10 protein-coding genes are annotated in these 14,867 nt (G+C 71.6%); 1 reads left to right on the forward strand and 9 read right to left on the reverse strand.

Annotation, left to right across the window (positions count from 1 at the left end; genetic code table 11):
* Positions 1–303 precede the first annotated feature (303 nt).
* Positions 304–2,223, forward strand: coding sequence for a bifunctional metallophosphatase/5'-nucleotidase (locus ABD286_RS14585; protein WP_344194755.1), 1,920 nt, complete (start codon positions 304–306; stop codon positions 2,221–2,223).
* A gap of 17 nt (positions 2,224–2,240) precedes the next feature.
* Here ABD286_RS14585 and ABD286_RS14590 read toward each other — a convergent pair whose 3' ends face one another.
* The 9 genes from ABD286_RS14590 to ABD286_RS14630 form a co-directional block, all read right to left on the reverse strand.
* Positions 2,241–3,383 carry a uroporphyrinogen-III synthase gene (locus ABD286_RS14590; protein WP_344194757.1) on the reverse strand — a complete coding sequence of 381 codons (1,143 nt, stop codon included), beginning with the start codon at positions 3,381–3,383 and terminating at the stop codon, positions 2,241–2,243.
* Positions 3,380–4,654, reverse strand: coding sequence for a uroporphyrinogen-III C-methyltransferase (cobA, locus tag ABD286_RS14595; RefSeq protein WP_344194759.1), 1,275 nt, complete (start codon positions 4,652–4,654; stop codon positions 3,380–3,382). The genes ABD286_RS14590 and cobA overlap by 4 nt, the downstream gene beginning before the upstream one ends.
* Positions 4,651–5,037 carry a nitrite reductase small subunit NirD gene (nirD, locus tag ABD286_RS14600; protein ID WP_344194761.1) on the reverse strand — a complete coding sequence of 129 codons (387 nt, stop codon included), beginning with the start codon at positions 5,035–5,037 and terminating at the stop codon, positions 4,651–4,653. Before nirD ends, cobA begins: the two co-directional genes overlap by 4 nt.
* A complete protein-coding gene (gene nirB / locus ABD286_RS14605; RefSeq protein WP_344194763.1) occupies positions 5,034–7,613 on the reverse strand; it encodes a nitrite reductase large subunit NirB in 2,580 nt (859 codons plus the stop codon). Before nirB ends, nirD begins: the two co-directional genes overlap by 4 nt.
* A 10-nt stretch (positions 7,614–7,623) precedes the next feature.
* The gene (locus ABD286_RS14610; RefSeq protein WP_344194765.1) at positions 7,624–9,168 is read right to left on the reverse strand and encodes an FAD-dependent oxidoreductase; all 1,545 of its coding nucleotides are present in this window, start codon (positions 9,166–9,168) and stop codon (positions 7,624–7,626) included.
* Entirely contained in the window at positions 9,165–11,417 is a 2,253-nt protein-coding gene (locus tag ABD286_RS14615) for a molybdopterin oxidoreductase family protein (RefSeq protein WP_425565398.1), read from the reverse strand. The genes ABD286_RS14610 and ABD286_RS14615 overlap by 4 nt, the downstream gene beginning before the upstream one ends.
* Positions 11,368–12,771 (reverse strand): MFS transporter, encoded by a 1,404-nt coding sequence (locus ABD286_RS14620; protein ID WP_344194769.1) that lies wholly within the window; start codon positions 12,769–12,771, stop codon positions 11,368–11,370. The genes ABD286_RS14615 and ABD286_RS14620 overlap by 50 nt, the downstream gene beginning before the upstream one ends.
* Positions 12,772–12,940: 169 nt before the next feature.
* A complete protein-coding gene (locus ABD286_RS14625) occupies positions 12,941–13,531 on the reverse strand; it encodes an isochorismatase family protein (protein WP_344194771.1) in 591 nt (196 codons plus the stop codon).
* Entirely contained in the window at positions 13,528–14,799 is a 1,272-nt protein-coding gene (locus tag ABD286_RS14630; protein WP_344194773.1) for a kynureninase, read from the reverse strand. Before ABD286_RS14630 ends, ABD286_RS14625 begins: the two co-directional genes overlap by 4 nt.
* Between the last annotated feature and the right edge of the window lie 68 nt (positions 14,800–14,867).

Genomic DNA, 14,867 nt, shown 5'->3' on the forward strand with positions numbered 1-14,867 from the left:
CTGCACTGGTTACGGTGTGGGAGAGTAGGACGCAGCCGGACATACTTTCAAAAGGGCCTTCCCACACGGGAAGGCCCTTTTGGCATGCCCTGGCGCAGACCCGACGGTGTGACAAGGGCATTCCCTTGGCCCCTCGAGCAATGGTGTTGACCAAGTCCGGGGGATTGGTCCCTTTTGTTGTCGCCCGGACTGGCTTAGTGTGGAAGACCCCCAGCGGCCTCAATGGCGCGGCCGCTGGGCACCGTCTGCCGGCCCTGCCGGCCCGCTGCCCCGGAGGCCACCATGTCGTCATCGCGTCCCGCCGTGCCCCACCAGTCCGACCGCGTCGTCGGCGCTGCAGAGGCGACCCCGTCGGACCGCTCACGGCGCCAGGTGCTGGGCATGGCCGTTCTCGGTGGAGCCGGAGCGGCGGCTGCGCTGTTCGCTGCTCCCGGTACGGCCCACGCGGTGCAGGAGAAGGGCAAGCCCGGCAAGGGCGGTGGCACGACATACCGCCTCACGGTCCTGGGGACGACGGACACCCACGGCAACGTGCTGAACTGGGACTACTTCAAGGACGCAACCTACGACGACTCCACCCACAACGACATCGGGCTGGCCAAGATCGCGACGCTGGTGAAGCTCATGCGCGAAGAGCGTGGCTCGCGCAACACCTTGGTGCTCGATGCGGGTGACACCCTGCAGGGAACTCCGCTGGCCTACTACTACGCGAAGATCGACCCCATCACCGGAGGTTCGGTCCACCCGATGGCCAAGGCGATGAATGCCATCGGGTACGACGCGGCGGCCCTGGGCAACCACGAGTTCAACTACGGGATCGATACGTTGCGGACGTTCGAGTCGCAGTGCGACTTCCCGCTGCTGTCCGCCAACACCGTGGACTGGGTGACCGGTGCCCCGGCGTTCGCGCCGCACGTCATCAAGTCCTACAAGGTCCCCGGTGTCGCGAAGCCGCTCAAGGTCGGTGTCCTCGGGCTCGTGACCCCGGGGGTCGCGATCTGGGACAAGGCGAATGTCGAGGGGGTGCTCAGGTTCCCCGGGATCGTCGAGCAGGCCAAGGTGTGGGTGCCGAAGCTCAAGAAGGCCGGCTGCGACCTCGTCATCGTGTCGTGCCACTCGGGAGCCAAGCCGGGGTCGTCGTACGGCGACGCCCTGCCCTACCCGGAGAATGCCTCGCGCCAGCTCGCCGAGCAGGTCGCCGGCGTCGACGCGGTGCTCGTCGGTCACGCACACGTCGAGATCCAGGAGGAGCTCGTCCCCAGTGCGGTCACGGCGGGCAAGAAGGTCCTCATCACCGAGCCCTCCAAGTGGGGCATGCGCTTGTCGGTCATGGACCTCGACGTCGTCCACGACGGAAAGGGCTGGGCCCTGACGTCCGCGCACGCCCATCTCCTCAATGCCAACACCGTCCCGGAGGACCCTGCGGTCGCCGAGCTCGTCCGACAGGACCATGCGGTGGTCCGTACCTACGTCAACTCGGTCATCGGGACGTGCACCACAGCGATGTCTGCGGCCACGGCGCGGTTCGAGGACACCTCAGCGCTCGACTTCATCAACCACGTGCAGGCCGATGCGGTGAAGGCTGCTCTGGCCGGCACTGCGGACGAGACGCTGCCTGTGCTGTCGATCGCCGCCCCGTTCAACCGCGACGCGGCCATCCCCGCAGGCAACGTCACCGTGCGCGACGTCGCGGGGCTCTACATCTACGACAACACCCTGCTCGGGATCCGCTTCTCCGGGGCGCAGGTCAAGGCCTACCTCGAGTACTCGGCGGCGTACTTCGAGACGCGGACCACCACGGGGCCCTTCGCCCCTGATGACGTCACGAACGCGGTGAACCCTGCCACGGGCCTGGAGACCCCCGACTACAACTACGACGTCATGGGTGGACTCGACGCATCGTTGGCCTACCAGATCGACATCGCCAAGCCGGTGGGGCAGCGCATCACGAACCTCACCTACGACGGGCAGCCGATCGACGCCGCGAAGCAGTTCGTCATCGCCATCAACAACTACCGGCAGTCCGGGGGAGGGAACTTCCCTGGAGTCACCACCGCGCCGGTCCTCTACAACGCCCAGGTGGAGATCCGCCAGCTGCTCATCGACTGGACGACGGAGCAGGGAGTCATCGATCCCGCGACGTTCACGACCTACGACTGGAAGCTGGTCGCGGGCGGTCAGCCGGTCGTCGTCCAGGGCGCCGCGGAGGGCGGGCGGCACTGAGCCGGGGTCGGCCGAGGTCAGCTGGTTCGGCTCCGGTCGACGTCGAGCCGGTACCCGCGCTTGACGACCGTCTGGATCAGACCCCTGGCCCCACACGCCTCCCGGAGCCTGGCGATGGCGACTTCTGCCGTGTGCGGGTCGTTCGAGTCGCCCGGCAGGACGTCGAGGACCTGCAGACGGGTGACGACCTCGCCACCGGCGTCGGCGAGCAGACGCAACACCTCCAGACCGCTGGGCGACACCGGGAGGACGTGGTCGTCGAGCAGGGCCACGGTGCGCCGCACCTGGAGCCGTCCAGCTCCGGTGGTGACCGCCGAGGTCTGGGCCTGCTCGTAGTGGCTGACCAGGCTGCGCACGAGGGCGCCGAGCCGTCCACGATCGGGGACGATGGGCTCGATACCCCGCTCCTGCAGGGGGCGGGCGGTGACCGGACCCACCGCGGCGGCGACCATCGACCCCGACCGCAGTCGCGCCACGATCTGGTCGCCGAGGCCGGCTGAGTCGACGGCGGCCAGCCACGCGGCTGCACCGGGGGCCGAGGTGAAGACTGCTGCGTCGATCTCCCCGGCTGCGGCGGCCTGTACCGAGGCCGCGAGGGCCTCGGGATCCGGGGGAGGGCCCCAGCGGTAGACCACCAGGCTCTGGACGTCGGCGCCTGCTGCGGCGAGCTCGGTGTCGAGCCCGTCTGCTCCTGCACCGTGGTGCTGGACGGCGATGCGGTGGCCGGCGACCCCCTCGGCGAGCAGCAGGTCGAGGATCTCGGCGGAGGTCTCGGACTCGGCGACCCAGTCCGCCTGCAACCCGGCGGCCTGGATCGCGCCGCGAGCCTTGGGTCCGCGCGCGATGATGCGGGCTCCTTCGAGCACGGCGGTGAGCTCGTCGGCGACACCGGCGGCATCGGCGGCCTCCACCCAGCCCCGGAACCCGATGCCGGTGGTCACCACCACCGTGTCGGGGTGGTCGACGAGCAGGGCCTTGGTGTCGAGGAGCAGCTGGTCGTCGTGCTCGTGCGGGACGATGCTCAGGGAGGGCGCGTGCCGCACCGTGGCACCTCGGCGGACCAGCGCCGACCCCAGCTCGCCGCTGCGGCGGTCTGCGGTCACGAGGACGACGCACCCGGCCATGACCTGGCTCAGCGCTGGCCCCGGGGCTGGGCTCATGCGAGCGGCTCCAGCAGGTCGGCGTCGGCGACCGCCCCCACGACGATGACGGCCGGGGCGCGAACTGCGGCGCGCGCCGCGACGTCGACGATCTGGCCCAACCCGGCGCGGGTGACCCGCTGGGTGGGCAGCGTGGCGTTCTCGACCACGGCGACCGCGAGCTCCGGCGCGGCTCCTGCGGCGAGGAGCTGCTGAACGTGCTGGCCCAGCATCGCCACCCCCATCAGCACGACGAGGGTGGCGCTCGAGTCGACGACGGCCCGGACGGCGGCTTCCTCGAGCGTCCCGTGGCCGTGGGTGATGTGGACGGCTGCAACGGTGCCCCGGTGCGTGACCGGGATGCCTGCGGCGGCGGGGGCGGCCAGGGCAGAGCTGACGCCCGGGACCACCTCGACCGGGATGCCGTGGGCGGCAAGCGCCGTCTGCTCCTCGCCGCCGCGGCCGAAGAGGAAGGGGTCTCCGCCCTTGAGCCGGACGACCACGCGCCCCCGCTGCGCCTGCTCCACGAGCACCGCGTTGATCTGGTCCTGGCTGATCGCGTGGGCCCCCGGCACCTTGCCCACGTCGATCACCTCGACATCGGTGGGCAGGGCGGCCAGCAGGCTCGTCGGGCCGAGGCGGTCGGTGACGACGACGTCTGCCTCCGCCAGGGCGCGTCGGCCACGGATCGTCATCAGGTCCGGGGCACCGGGGCCACCGCCGACCAGGACCACCCGGCCGACCGGCGCCCGGACGGAGAAGTCGAGGGTGGAGCCGGGACCGTCGATGGTCGACCGGAGCGGGGTGTCACAGGTCGCTCGATGCCGCCGCAGGTCGAGGTCGCCGGTCTCGAGGGTCAGGGCGAGCTGGTCGCGGACGGACCGGGCGCGGGCCGGGTCCGCCTCGCCCGTGGAGGTGACGCCGACGACGAGGCCGGCGTGCCGCGTGGTGGCCGGCGTCCGCGCCGTACCGTCCTGGACGGCACTGGCGCACACGCTCCAGATCCGGCGCTCGGTCGCCCACTGGCAGAGCAGGTCGTTGGTGCGGACATCGCCCGTGGCCGCGTGGACCAGCCAGGCGCCGTCGAGGTCGGACTCAACGACCTCGCGGTCGACCCACGTGAGCGCACCGTCCACGACCGCGTCGACGAGGTCCTCGCACAGCTGCGGCGCCACGACCGTGACGAGCGCACCGTCTGCGGCCAGTGACGTCGCACGTCGGGCAGCGACCGGCCCGCCCCCGGCCACCAGGACCCGCTTGCCGGTGACCTCCAGACCCAGCAGCGTCGTCATCGCGCACCGTGCCCTCCGGGTAGCCCCACGCTCACGACGTCGTCGACCACGTGCACGGGGAAGGTGGCCAGCGAGTGGGGCTCCTTCCCGACAGGGTCGAGGCAGGAACCCGTGCGCAGGTCGAAGACCTGCTTGTACATGGGGGAGGCGACCGTCGGGACGTCGCCACGGGTGCCGACGATGCCCCGGGACATGACGTTCGCACCGCTGAACGGGTCGAGCTGCTGCACGGCGTAGACGCGGTCGTCGAAGGTCCGGAACAACGCGACCTGGCGACCCGCGACGAGGGCTGCGGCACCGCGTTCGCGGGACAGCGACTTGAGGCTGCAGATCTCGTGCCAGACGACCCCGAGGTCGGTGGGCGTGGTCGTCTCGATGGTCATCTGCGGACCTCCAACGTCGTCCCGGCGATGAGGACCCCTCCGCCGGTGCGTTCGGATTCTGTTGCGGGGCGGGGCTGCCCGCGTTCGCTGATATACGCCAGCGTGTCGTCCGGCTGGTCGGGGGCATTGACGAACGACCCGAAGCGGCGCAGCTTCTCGGGGTCGTCGAGGGCTGCGGCCCACTCGTCCTCGTACCCCTCGACGTGGCCGGCCATCGCCGCGTCGAGGTCTGCGCCGATGCCGAGCGAGTCCTCGAGGACGACGGCGCGGATCGCGTCGAGGCCACCCTCGTGGTCCTCGACCCACACCGCCGTCCGCTGGAGCCGGTCGGCCGTGCGGACGTAGTACATGAGGAAACGGTCGATGGTGCGGACGAGGGTCTCGGTGTCGAGGTCCTCGGCGAGCAGCTGGGCGTGTCGTGGGGTGAAGCCGCCGTTGCCGCCGACGTAGACGTTCCATCCGTTGTCGGTGGCGATGACACCGACGTCCTTGCCGCGGGCCTCGGCGCACTCGCGCGCGCACCCTGACACGCCCAGCTTGATCTTGTGCGGGGACCGCAGCCCCCGGTATCGAAGCTCCAGCGCGATGGCCAGGCCGACGGAGTCCTGCACGCCGTAGCGGCACCAGGTCGAGCCGACGCAGGACTTCACGGTGCGCAGCGACTTGCCGTAGGCATGACCCGACTCGAAACCGGCGTCGACGAGCCGCTTCCAGATCTTCGGCAGCTGCTCGATCCGGGCACCGAAGAGGTCGATGCGCTGGCCGCCGGTGATCTTCGTGTAGAGCCCGAAGTCCTTGGCCACCTCGCCGATGACGATGAGTCCTTCGGGCGTGATCTCGCCACCGGGGATGCGGGGGACCACGGAGTACGAGCCGTCCTTCTGGAGGTTGGCCATGACGTGGTCGTTGGTGTCCTGCAACGTCGCCCGCTCACCCTCGAGGATGTGGCCGGTGCCGAGGGAGGCGAGGATCGAGCCGATGACGGGCTTGCAGATGTCGCACCCGCGACCGCGGCCATGACGAGCGATGATCTCGCTGAAGGTCGTCAGCTCCTGCACGCGGACCACGTCGAACAGCTGGGCCCGGGAGAGCTCGAAGTGCTCGCACAGTGCGTTGCTCACCGTGACGCCGGACTTCTCCAGCTCGGTGGTGACGAGGCGCTTGACCAGGGGGAGGCAGGAGCCGCAGCTCGTGCCGGCCCTGGTGCACGCCTTGACCCCAGCGAGGTCCGTGCAGCCACCCTCGGTGACCGAGCAACGGATCGCGCCCGCGGACACGTTGTTGCACGAGCAGACGGTGGCGTCCTCGGGCAGGTCGCCGGCGGGTGCCGGCGCAGCCCCTTCGGGGAGCAGGTATGCCGCGGGGTCGCCGCCGAGCTCGCGGCCCACCATCGGTCGCAGCGCCGCATACGCACTCGCGTCGCCGACGAGGATTCCCCCGCGGAGCGTGCGGGCGTCGTCGGACATCACGAGCTTCTTGTAGACCCCGGCGACCGGGTCGGAGATGACGACCTCGAGGGCACCGGGCTCGGTCGCGAACGCGTCGCCGAAGGATGCGACGTCGACCCCGAGCAGCTTGAGCTTCGTCGACAGGTCGGCACCCGGAAAGGTGCCCTCACCACCCAGGAGCCGGTCGGCGACGATCTCGGCCATCGTGTAGCCGGGGGCGACGAGCCCTAGGCAGCGTCCGCCGATGCAGGCGACCTCGCCGATGGCCCAGACGGACGGGTCGGCTGTGGCGCAGGCGTCGTCGACGACCACACCGCCGCGTTCGCCGACCTCCAGTCCTGCCTCCCGGGCGAGCTCGTCGCGGGGCCGGACACCGACGGCGAAGACGACCACGTCGACGGGAAGCCGCTCACCGTCGGAGAACTCCATGGTGGCCACCTGCCCGAGGCGACCGGTGATCTTGGCGGTCGCCGTGCTGGTGCGGACGGACACGCCGAGCGCCTCGATGAGCCGTTGCAGCGCCTCGCCACCGCCGTCGTCGACCTGCAGCGGCATGAGCCGCGGGGCGAACTCGACCACGGTGGTGCCGACCTCCAGTGCCGTGAGGGCACCGGCCGCCTCGAGGCCGAGCAGGCCACCGCCGACGACCGCGCCGCGCAGGGGGCGACCGAGCTCCGTGCGGAGCTTCTCGACGTACGAACGCAGGTCGGCGACGTCGTCGATGGTCCGGTAGACGAACGCACCGCGGAGCTCCTTCCCGGGGACGGGGGGCACGGCGGCGTACGAGCCGGTCGCGAGGACGAGGGAGTCGTAGGGGAGTGTGCGGCCGTCGGAGGTGGTGACCGTCTTGTCGGTGCGGTCGATCCCGGTGGCAGCGACACCGCGGCGCAGCGTCACCATGGGGTCGTCCCACAGCTCCTGGCCACCGAGCGCGAGGTCCTCGGGGTCGCGTCCGGTGAAGTAGGAGGTGAGGGCGACGCGGTCGTACGGCGCCCGGGGCTCCTCGCACAGGAGGGTGACCGCCCACTCGCCGTCGGTGTCACGGGCGCGCAGGGCGTCGATGAGCCGTCGCGCGACCATGCCGCCGCCCACGACGACGAGCTGTCGCGGAGCGGTGTGGTCGACCATGGCGCCCACGTTAGGAGCCTGCCGTTTCAGCGCTGTGGATCATGTGTTTCCCCTTCGTTACGTCGTCCTCACGGGGACGGGCGGTGGTGGGAGAGGTGCGGGGCCGAGGTGTCGGCGTGGAGAGCGCGTCGAGGAGGGCACAGACGTCGTCGGTGCACCCGCCGCACCCCGTGGTCGCACGGGTCGCGGCAGCCACCTCGGCCACGGTCGCGGCGCCGTCGTGGACGCAGGCGACGAGCGCGCCCTTGGTCACGCCGTTGCACCGGCAGACGGTGGTGCCGTCGGGAAGGTCGACCGGGGAGACCGTGGCACCACCGAGGCGCGGCGTGAGGGCCGAGAGCAGGAGGTATGCCGGGTCGGCCGGCACGGGCGTGCGCCGGGTGTACGTCGTGACGAGCTCGGCGGCGACAGCGCCTGCACCCACGCAGGTCGCGCCGACGAGCAACCCCCCGGACACCACGACCTCGACGTGCCGGCCGAGTTCGGGATCGCTGAGGCGCAGCGTCCGCTGCGCCGGGTCGTCGGCGCGCTGGGAACCACAGACCCCCATGGTCACGACGTCGAGGCCGTGCGCCTTGAGCCGCACCACGTCGCTCACCGTCGACGGCGCCGCAGCGGACGGGGTGGGCGCACCGCAGAGGCGAGCCGCCAGTCGTCGTGACTGCTCCCACCCCTGGGCGACCAGACCACCGCCGCCCTCCGGGGGTTGGGCACAGTCGCCGATCGCTGCGACGCGATGGTCGGTCGGGGAGGACAGGTCGTCCCGGACGAGGATCCCGCGCTCGACGGCGAGGCCCGCCGAGGTCGCGAGCCCGGTGCTGGGCACGGTGCCTGTGGCGAGGACGAGCAGGTCGGCCGGCAGCACCGTGCCGTCGTCGAGCAACAGGCCGGTGAGGCGGCCGTCATCGGTCAGCGCCTCCACTGCGCCGCGGCCGACGTGCTGCTCGATGCCCAGCCCCGCCAGGGCCGACTCGACGACCCGGCTGGCGTCCTCGTCGAGCTGGCGCTCCATCAGGGCAGCCGCGGGGTGGACCACGCTCACCGCCACTCCGCGCCGAGCCAGGCCGCAGGCTGCCTCCATCCCCAGGACCCCGGCGCCGAGGACGACGGCGTGGCAGGCGTTGAGGGTGGCGGCGACGATCTCGCGGGCGTCGTCGATGGTGCGCAGGGCGTGGACCCCTGAGGTCAGGCTGTCCCGGTGCCGCAGCCCGGGAAGGCGAGGCACCCTGGCGTCGGACCCGGTCGCGAGGACGAGCCGGTCGTAGCGGACCCTGGCGCCGTCGCTCGTCTCCACGAAGCGGTCCTCGAGGTCGAGCCGGATCGAGTGGGTGCCACGCAGGGTGGTGAGCCGCTCGCTGCGGGGCGTCGGCAGCGTCAGTGCCGACAGGTCGTGCTTGCCGGCGACGACCTCACTGAGCAGCACCCGGTTGTAGGGCTCGCACCCCTCGGCGCCGATCACGGTGATGTCGAACCGACCAGCGGCATCGGCGGCGAGGACGTCCTCGACGAATCGTGAGCCGACCATGCCGTTGCCGACGACGACGAGGCGCGTCATGCGCCCACCTCCACCGGGTCTGGGGTGACGACCATCGCGCTGGCAGCCGTCACGTCGACGGCGCAGACCTTGAACTCCGGCATGCCCGACACCGGATCGGTGGCGTCGGTCGTCAACCGGTTCACGCTTCCGGCGCCACCCCAGTGGAAGGGCATGAAGACCGTGTCCGGACGAATGGTGTCGGTCAGCCGTGCGGGTACGGCGACCGCGCCCCGGGCGGTCGCGAGGCGGACCTTCTCTCCGTCGCGGACACCGAGGCGGGCGGCGAGCAGGGGGTGCAGCTCGGCGTACGGTCCGGGCACGGCGGACGCGAGGGCGTCGACCCGACGGGTCTGGGCGCCGGACTGGTAGTGCTGAAGGACGCGACCGGTGACGAGGTAGAGCGGCGCCTCCGGGCGCAGGTCGTCGGCAGGCCCGAGGTGGTCGACGGCCACCATCCGGGCGCGGCCGGTGGCCGTGGGGAAGGTGTCGGTGAAAAGGCGTGGGGTGCCGGGGTGCTCCGGCTCGTCCGCGGGCGTGGCAGGGCAGGGCCACCAGACGGCTGAGCTCTCGTCGTCACGGTCGAGGCGCGCGTGGCTCACCCCGCTGTAGTCGGCGCGGCCGCCCTCGCTGGCACGGGCGAGCTCGTCGAAGACCAGGCTCGGATCGGTGTCCCAGGAGCCGGCGGTGCCCAGCCGTCGGGCCAGCTCGGACCAGATCCACAGCTCGCTGCGCACGCCGACCGGGGGCTCGATGGCCTTGCGGCGCCTCAGGATCCGTCCCTCGAGCGAGGTCATGGTGCCCTCCTCCTCGGCCCACTGCGTGACGGGTAGGACGACGTCGGCGAGCAGTGCGGTCTCCGACGGGACGACGTCGCAGACGACGAGCAGGTCGAGGGCATCGAGGCGCTCCGCGACGCGCTGGCCGTCGGGAGCGCTGACCCGCAGGTTGGACCCGTGGACGAGCAGCGCTCGCGGGCCGCCGTCGGTGCCGAGCGACCGGAGCAGCTCCACCGCCGGCTTGCCCTTGCCGGGCAGCGAGGCAGGGTCCACCCCCCACACGCGGGCCACATGCTCCCGGGCGGCGGGGTCGTCGATCATGCGGTAGCCGGGCAGCTGGTCGGACTTCTGGCCGTGCTCCCGGCCACCCTGGCCGTTGCCCTGTCCCGTGATGGCGCCGTAGCCGCCGCCCACCCGGCCGGGAAGCCCGAGGACCAGGGCGAGGTTGATGGCTGCCGACACGGTGGCCGTCCCCTGCCGGGACTGCTCGACCCCGCGGCCGGTGAGCACGAAGGCCCCCCGACCACCGTGGACCGGGCTGGCCGCCGCGAGCAGCCGGGCCGCCGCCCGCAGGTCGTCGGCGGGGACTCCGCAGACCTGCTCGGCGCGCTCGGGCCACCACAGGGCGCTGCGACGGCGGAGCTCCTCGAGGCCCTCGGTGCGCTGCCGGAGGTAGGCAGTGTCGTCGAGCTGCTCGGTGAGCAGGACGTGGACCAGGGCCAGCAGCACCACGAGGTCGGTGCCGGGCAGGGGCTGCAGGTGCAGCCCCTGGCCGTCGGCTGCCAGGTCGGCGGTGGCGCTGCGCCGTGGGTCGACCACGACGAGCCCGCCGCGGCTTCGGACGTCGGCCAGGTGGGCCACCGAGGGCGGCATCGTCTCGGCGAGGTTGCTGCCGAGCAGGAGGACCGCGCCGGCCTGCGTCAGGTCGGTCAGCGGGAACGGCAGGCCCCGGTCGACGCCGAGCGACCGGTTCGCCGCCGCCGCGGCACTGCTCATGCAGAACCGTCCGTTGTAATCGATGTTCGCCGTGCCGAGGGCGACCCGGGCGAACTTGCCCAGCTGGTAGGCCTTCTCGTTCGTCAGGCCACCGCCGCCGAAGACGGCCACGGCATCGGGGCCGTCCTCGGCGCGGATGCGCAGGAGCTGGGCGGCCACGAGGTCGAGCGCCTCGTCCCAGCTCGCCTCGACCAGGCGACCGCCGAGGCTGCGGACCAGTGGGGCCGTCAGGCGGTCGGGGGACTCGAGCACCGCGGCGCTCGTCCACCCCTTCTGGCACAACCCGCCCCGGTTGGTCGGGAAGGCGCGACCCTCGACGGCGACGCTGGCCCCTTCCCTCGCACCAGGGACGGGCGTCAGCGACTGGGCGCACTGCAGGGCGCAGTACGGACAGTGGGTGGAGGTGCTGGTAGCACCGTCGGGACCGGTCACGGGTGGTCCGACCTCAGATCGTCTCGGCGGCGAGCGCCGAGCCGCGGCGGGCGTACACGACATACGTGGTCGCGGCCATCAGGACGTAGGCGGCGACGAAGACCCACAGGGCCGGGACGAGCGAGCCGTAGGCCTCCTTGGCCATGGCGAACCCGCGGGGGATGAAGAAGCCGCCGTAGGCACCCACCGCCCCCGCGATGCCGATGCAGCCCGCGGCGGTCTTGCGGGCGGTGGGGAGACGGTCGGGGCTGACGCCGGCGCGGAACACGGCCGGGATCATGCGGTAGGTCGCACCGTTGCCGATGCCGGCACCGAGGAACAGCACGAGGAAGGAGCCGAAGAACAGGGCGAAGCTGTGCGACTCCAGGCCCTTGACGGCTCCGAGGGCGCCGGCCGTGAGGGTGGCGAAGGAACCGATGGTGACCCTCGCCCCGCCGAACCGGTCGGCGACCATGCCGCCGAGCGGGCGGGACAGGGCCCCGATCAGCGCACCGAGAAAGGCGATGGTGGTCGGGGTCTCGGGGAACTGCGTCTTGAGCAGCGTGGGGAGGGCGCCGGAGTAGCCGATGAACGAGCCGAAGGTGCCGATGTAGAGGAAGGAGATGATCCAGGTGTGCCGGTTGCGCGTGGCCCGGGCGAAGCTGCCGTAGTCGGAGCGTGCGCCGGACAGGTTGTCCATGCCTCGCCACGCGAGGACGGCGGCGATCAGTGCCAGGGGTATGAACATGAGGCCGGCCCGCTCGAGGTGCGTTCCGGTGCCGATGACGATGACTGCCGGGACGACGAGCTGGACGATGCCGGTACCGAGGTTGCCGCCAGCAGCGTTCAGCCCCAACGCCTTTCCCTTCTCCGCCTCCGGGAAGAAGAAGGAGATGTTCGACATCGACGAGGCGAAGTTGCCGCCGCCGAACCCGGCCAGCGCCGCGCAGGTCAGCAGGAGGCCGAAGGACGACGACGGTTCGGTGACGACCCAGGCCAGGGCGGAGGCCGGGATGAGCAGCAGGAGGGCCGAGATGATCGTCCAGTTGCGACCGCCGAACAGCGGGACGGCGAACGTGTAGGGGATGCGGACCGTGGCGCCGACCAGGCTCGGCAGCGCGATCAGCCAGAACTGCTGGTCCAGGGTGAGGCTGAACCCGGCCGCCGGCAGCAGCGGCACGACCACGCTCCACAGGGCCCAGACGCAGAACCCGAGGAACTCCGCGTAGACGGAGAACGCGAGGTTGCGTCGGGCGATGGCCCGGCCACCGCCGCGCCAGAAGGTGGCGTCCTCGGGGTCCCAGTGGTCGATCCATCGGCCGGAACGACGGACCGGGGTGGCAGGGACGGAAGCGGTGCGACCGGCGGCAGTGGTGGCTGCGGGGTCGGGCGCGGTCGTGTCGGGGGCGGTGGCCGGCTCGCGGGCGGGAGCGGACATGGGCGGTGCTCCTTCTCGTGGTCAGAGCACGTCCTGGTGGACTGCTCTCTCCCGAGGAGGGTCGCAACGTTGTGTTTCACGACCGACCGATGCCCGTTAACCATCCGTAACACTTGCCGCACAGCACGGCACCACGCGCTGTGAGAAGTCGCAGCTGTGAGAAGCCGCCTCAGGTCAGGACGGGTGTGCCTTCGAGCACGACCTCCGCAGCGGCCAGCTCGACGAGGGCGCGTTCGGTCGTCTCGCGGGCGACGCCCGCGGTGAGGTCGAGCAGCACGGTGGTCTCGAACCCCTCCTCGGCGGCGTCGAGGGCGGTGGCCCTGACACAGTGGTCGGTGGCGATCCCGACGACGTCGACCTGCTCGATGGCCCGGTCCCGTAGCCAGTCGGCCAGCGTCGCGCGGTGGTCGGCCTCGACGGTGAATCCCTCGAAGCCGCTGTAGGCGGCGCTGTGGTGGCCCTTGCGGAAGATCGCCTCGACGTGCTCGAACGCCTTCTCGGCGGCGGGGTGGAACAGGGCCCCGTCACTCCCGATGCGGCAGTGCGCCGGCCAGGTGTCGACGAAGTCGGGGTTGTCGCTGAAGTGGGCGCCGGGGTCGTCGTGCCAGTCGGCGGTGGCGACGATCACGGCGTACTCGTCGTGGTGCTCCTCGACGTACGTGCTGATGCGGCCGGCGACCGCAGCCCCACCGGCGACGGCGAGCGACCCGCCCTCGCAGAAGTCGTTCTGGACGTCGACGAGGACGAGCGCACGGCTCATGACCGTGGGCCGTCCGCAGCGTCGAACTCCACGATCGTGTCACGCAGCGCGAGCATGCCGACGACGACCTCGTCGAAGCTCGTGGACAGGGGCGCGACCCCGATGCGGATGCCGTCGGGATCGCGGTAGTCCGGGATGACGCCCTGCGTCCACAGCGTGGCCGTGATCTCTCGGAAACCGTTGCGGCGCAACGTGACGTGACCGCCGCGGATCGACGAGTCGCGTGGGCTGGCGATCTCGACCCCCAGAGGGGCGAGCAGGTCGTCGGCCAGGCGGATGACGAACTCGGTCAGCGCGACCGACTTGGCACGGATCGCCTCGATGCCGGCCTCCGCGATGACGTCGAGGGAGGCTTGCAGCGGCACCATCGCGAGGATCGGCGGTGTCCCCGAGATGAACGACCGCAGACCGTCGGCCGGGTCGTAGCCGGGGCCCATCTGGAACGCGTCCCGACGGCCGATCCAGCCCCAGATGGGCTGGCGCAGCGTCCCGTGGTGACGCTGCGCGACATACGCCCAGGCGGGAGCACCCGGCCCACCGTTGAGGTACTTGTAGGTGCAGCCGACCGCGAGGTCGACGCCCCACTCGTCGAACTGGACCGGCACCGAGCCACCCGTGTGGCTGAGGTCCCACAGGACGAGCCCACCCGCCTCGCGCACCGCGGCGGTGATGCCGGCACCGTCGGCGATGAAACCCGAGCGGTAGGCGACGTGGCTGAACACCGCGAGGGCGGTCTTCGGCCCCACCACGGCCCGGACCTGCTCGAGGGTCACCCCGGCCCGCTCGTCGGCCTCGATCCAGCGCAGCGTGAGGCCGCGCTCGGCGGCGATCCCCTCCAGGACGTAACGGTCGGTCGGGAAGTTGTCGGTGTCCAGGACGATCTCGTCCCGACCCCGGGCGACCTGGGCGTCGACCGCGGCACGCGACAGCTTGTAGAGCAGCACCGTCGTGGAGTCGCCGACGAACGTCTGCCCGGGGCCGGCTCCGAGCACGAGCTCGCCGATCCGGTCACCGATGCGGGTCGGCCAGTCCAGCCACTGCTCGTCCCACGAGCGGATCAGGCGGTCGCCCCACGGGCCCGCCACGAAGGACTGGAGCTGCTCGGCCGCCGCCGCAACCGGCCGGCCGAGGGAGTTGCCGTCGAAGTAGGCGACCAGGTCGGTCCCCTCCGGCGTGAGGTAGCGGTCGCGCAGGGAGCGCAGCGGGTCGGCGGCATCGAGGTCAGCGGCCTCGGCGCGGAGGTCGGCGGCGATGTCGTGGGAGCTCATGTCCGCATCCTAGGAGCACCGCTGTAACGGCGTCAGACCGTCCGGACATGCATGAGGTGTCAGACTTC

This window comes from Pedococcus aerophilus (assembly GCF_039532215.1).
Lineage (GTDB): Bacteria > Actinomycetota > Actinomycetes > Actinomycetales > Dermatophilaceae > Pedococcus > Pedococcus aerophilus.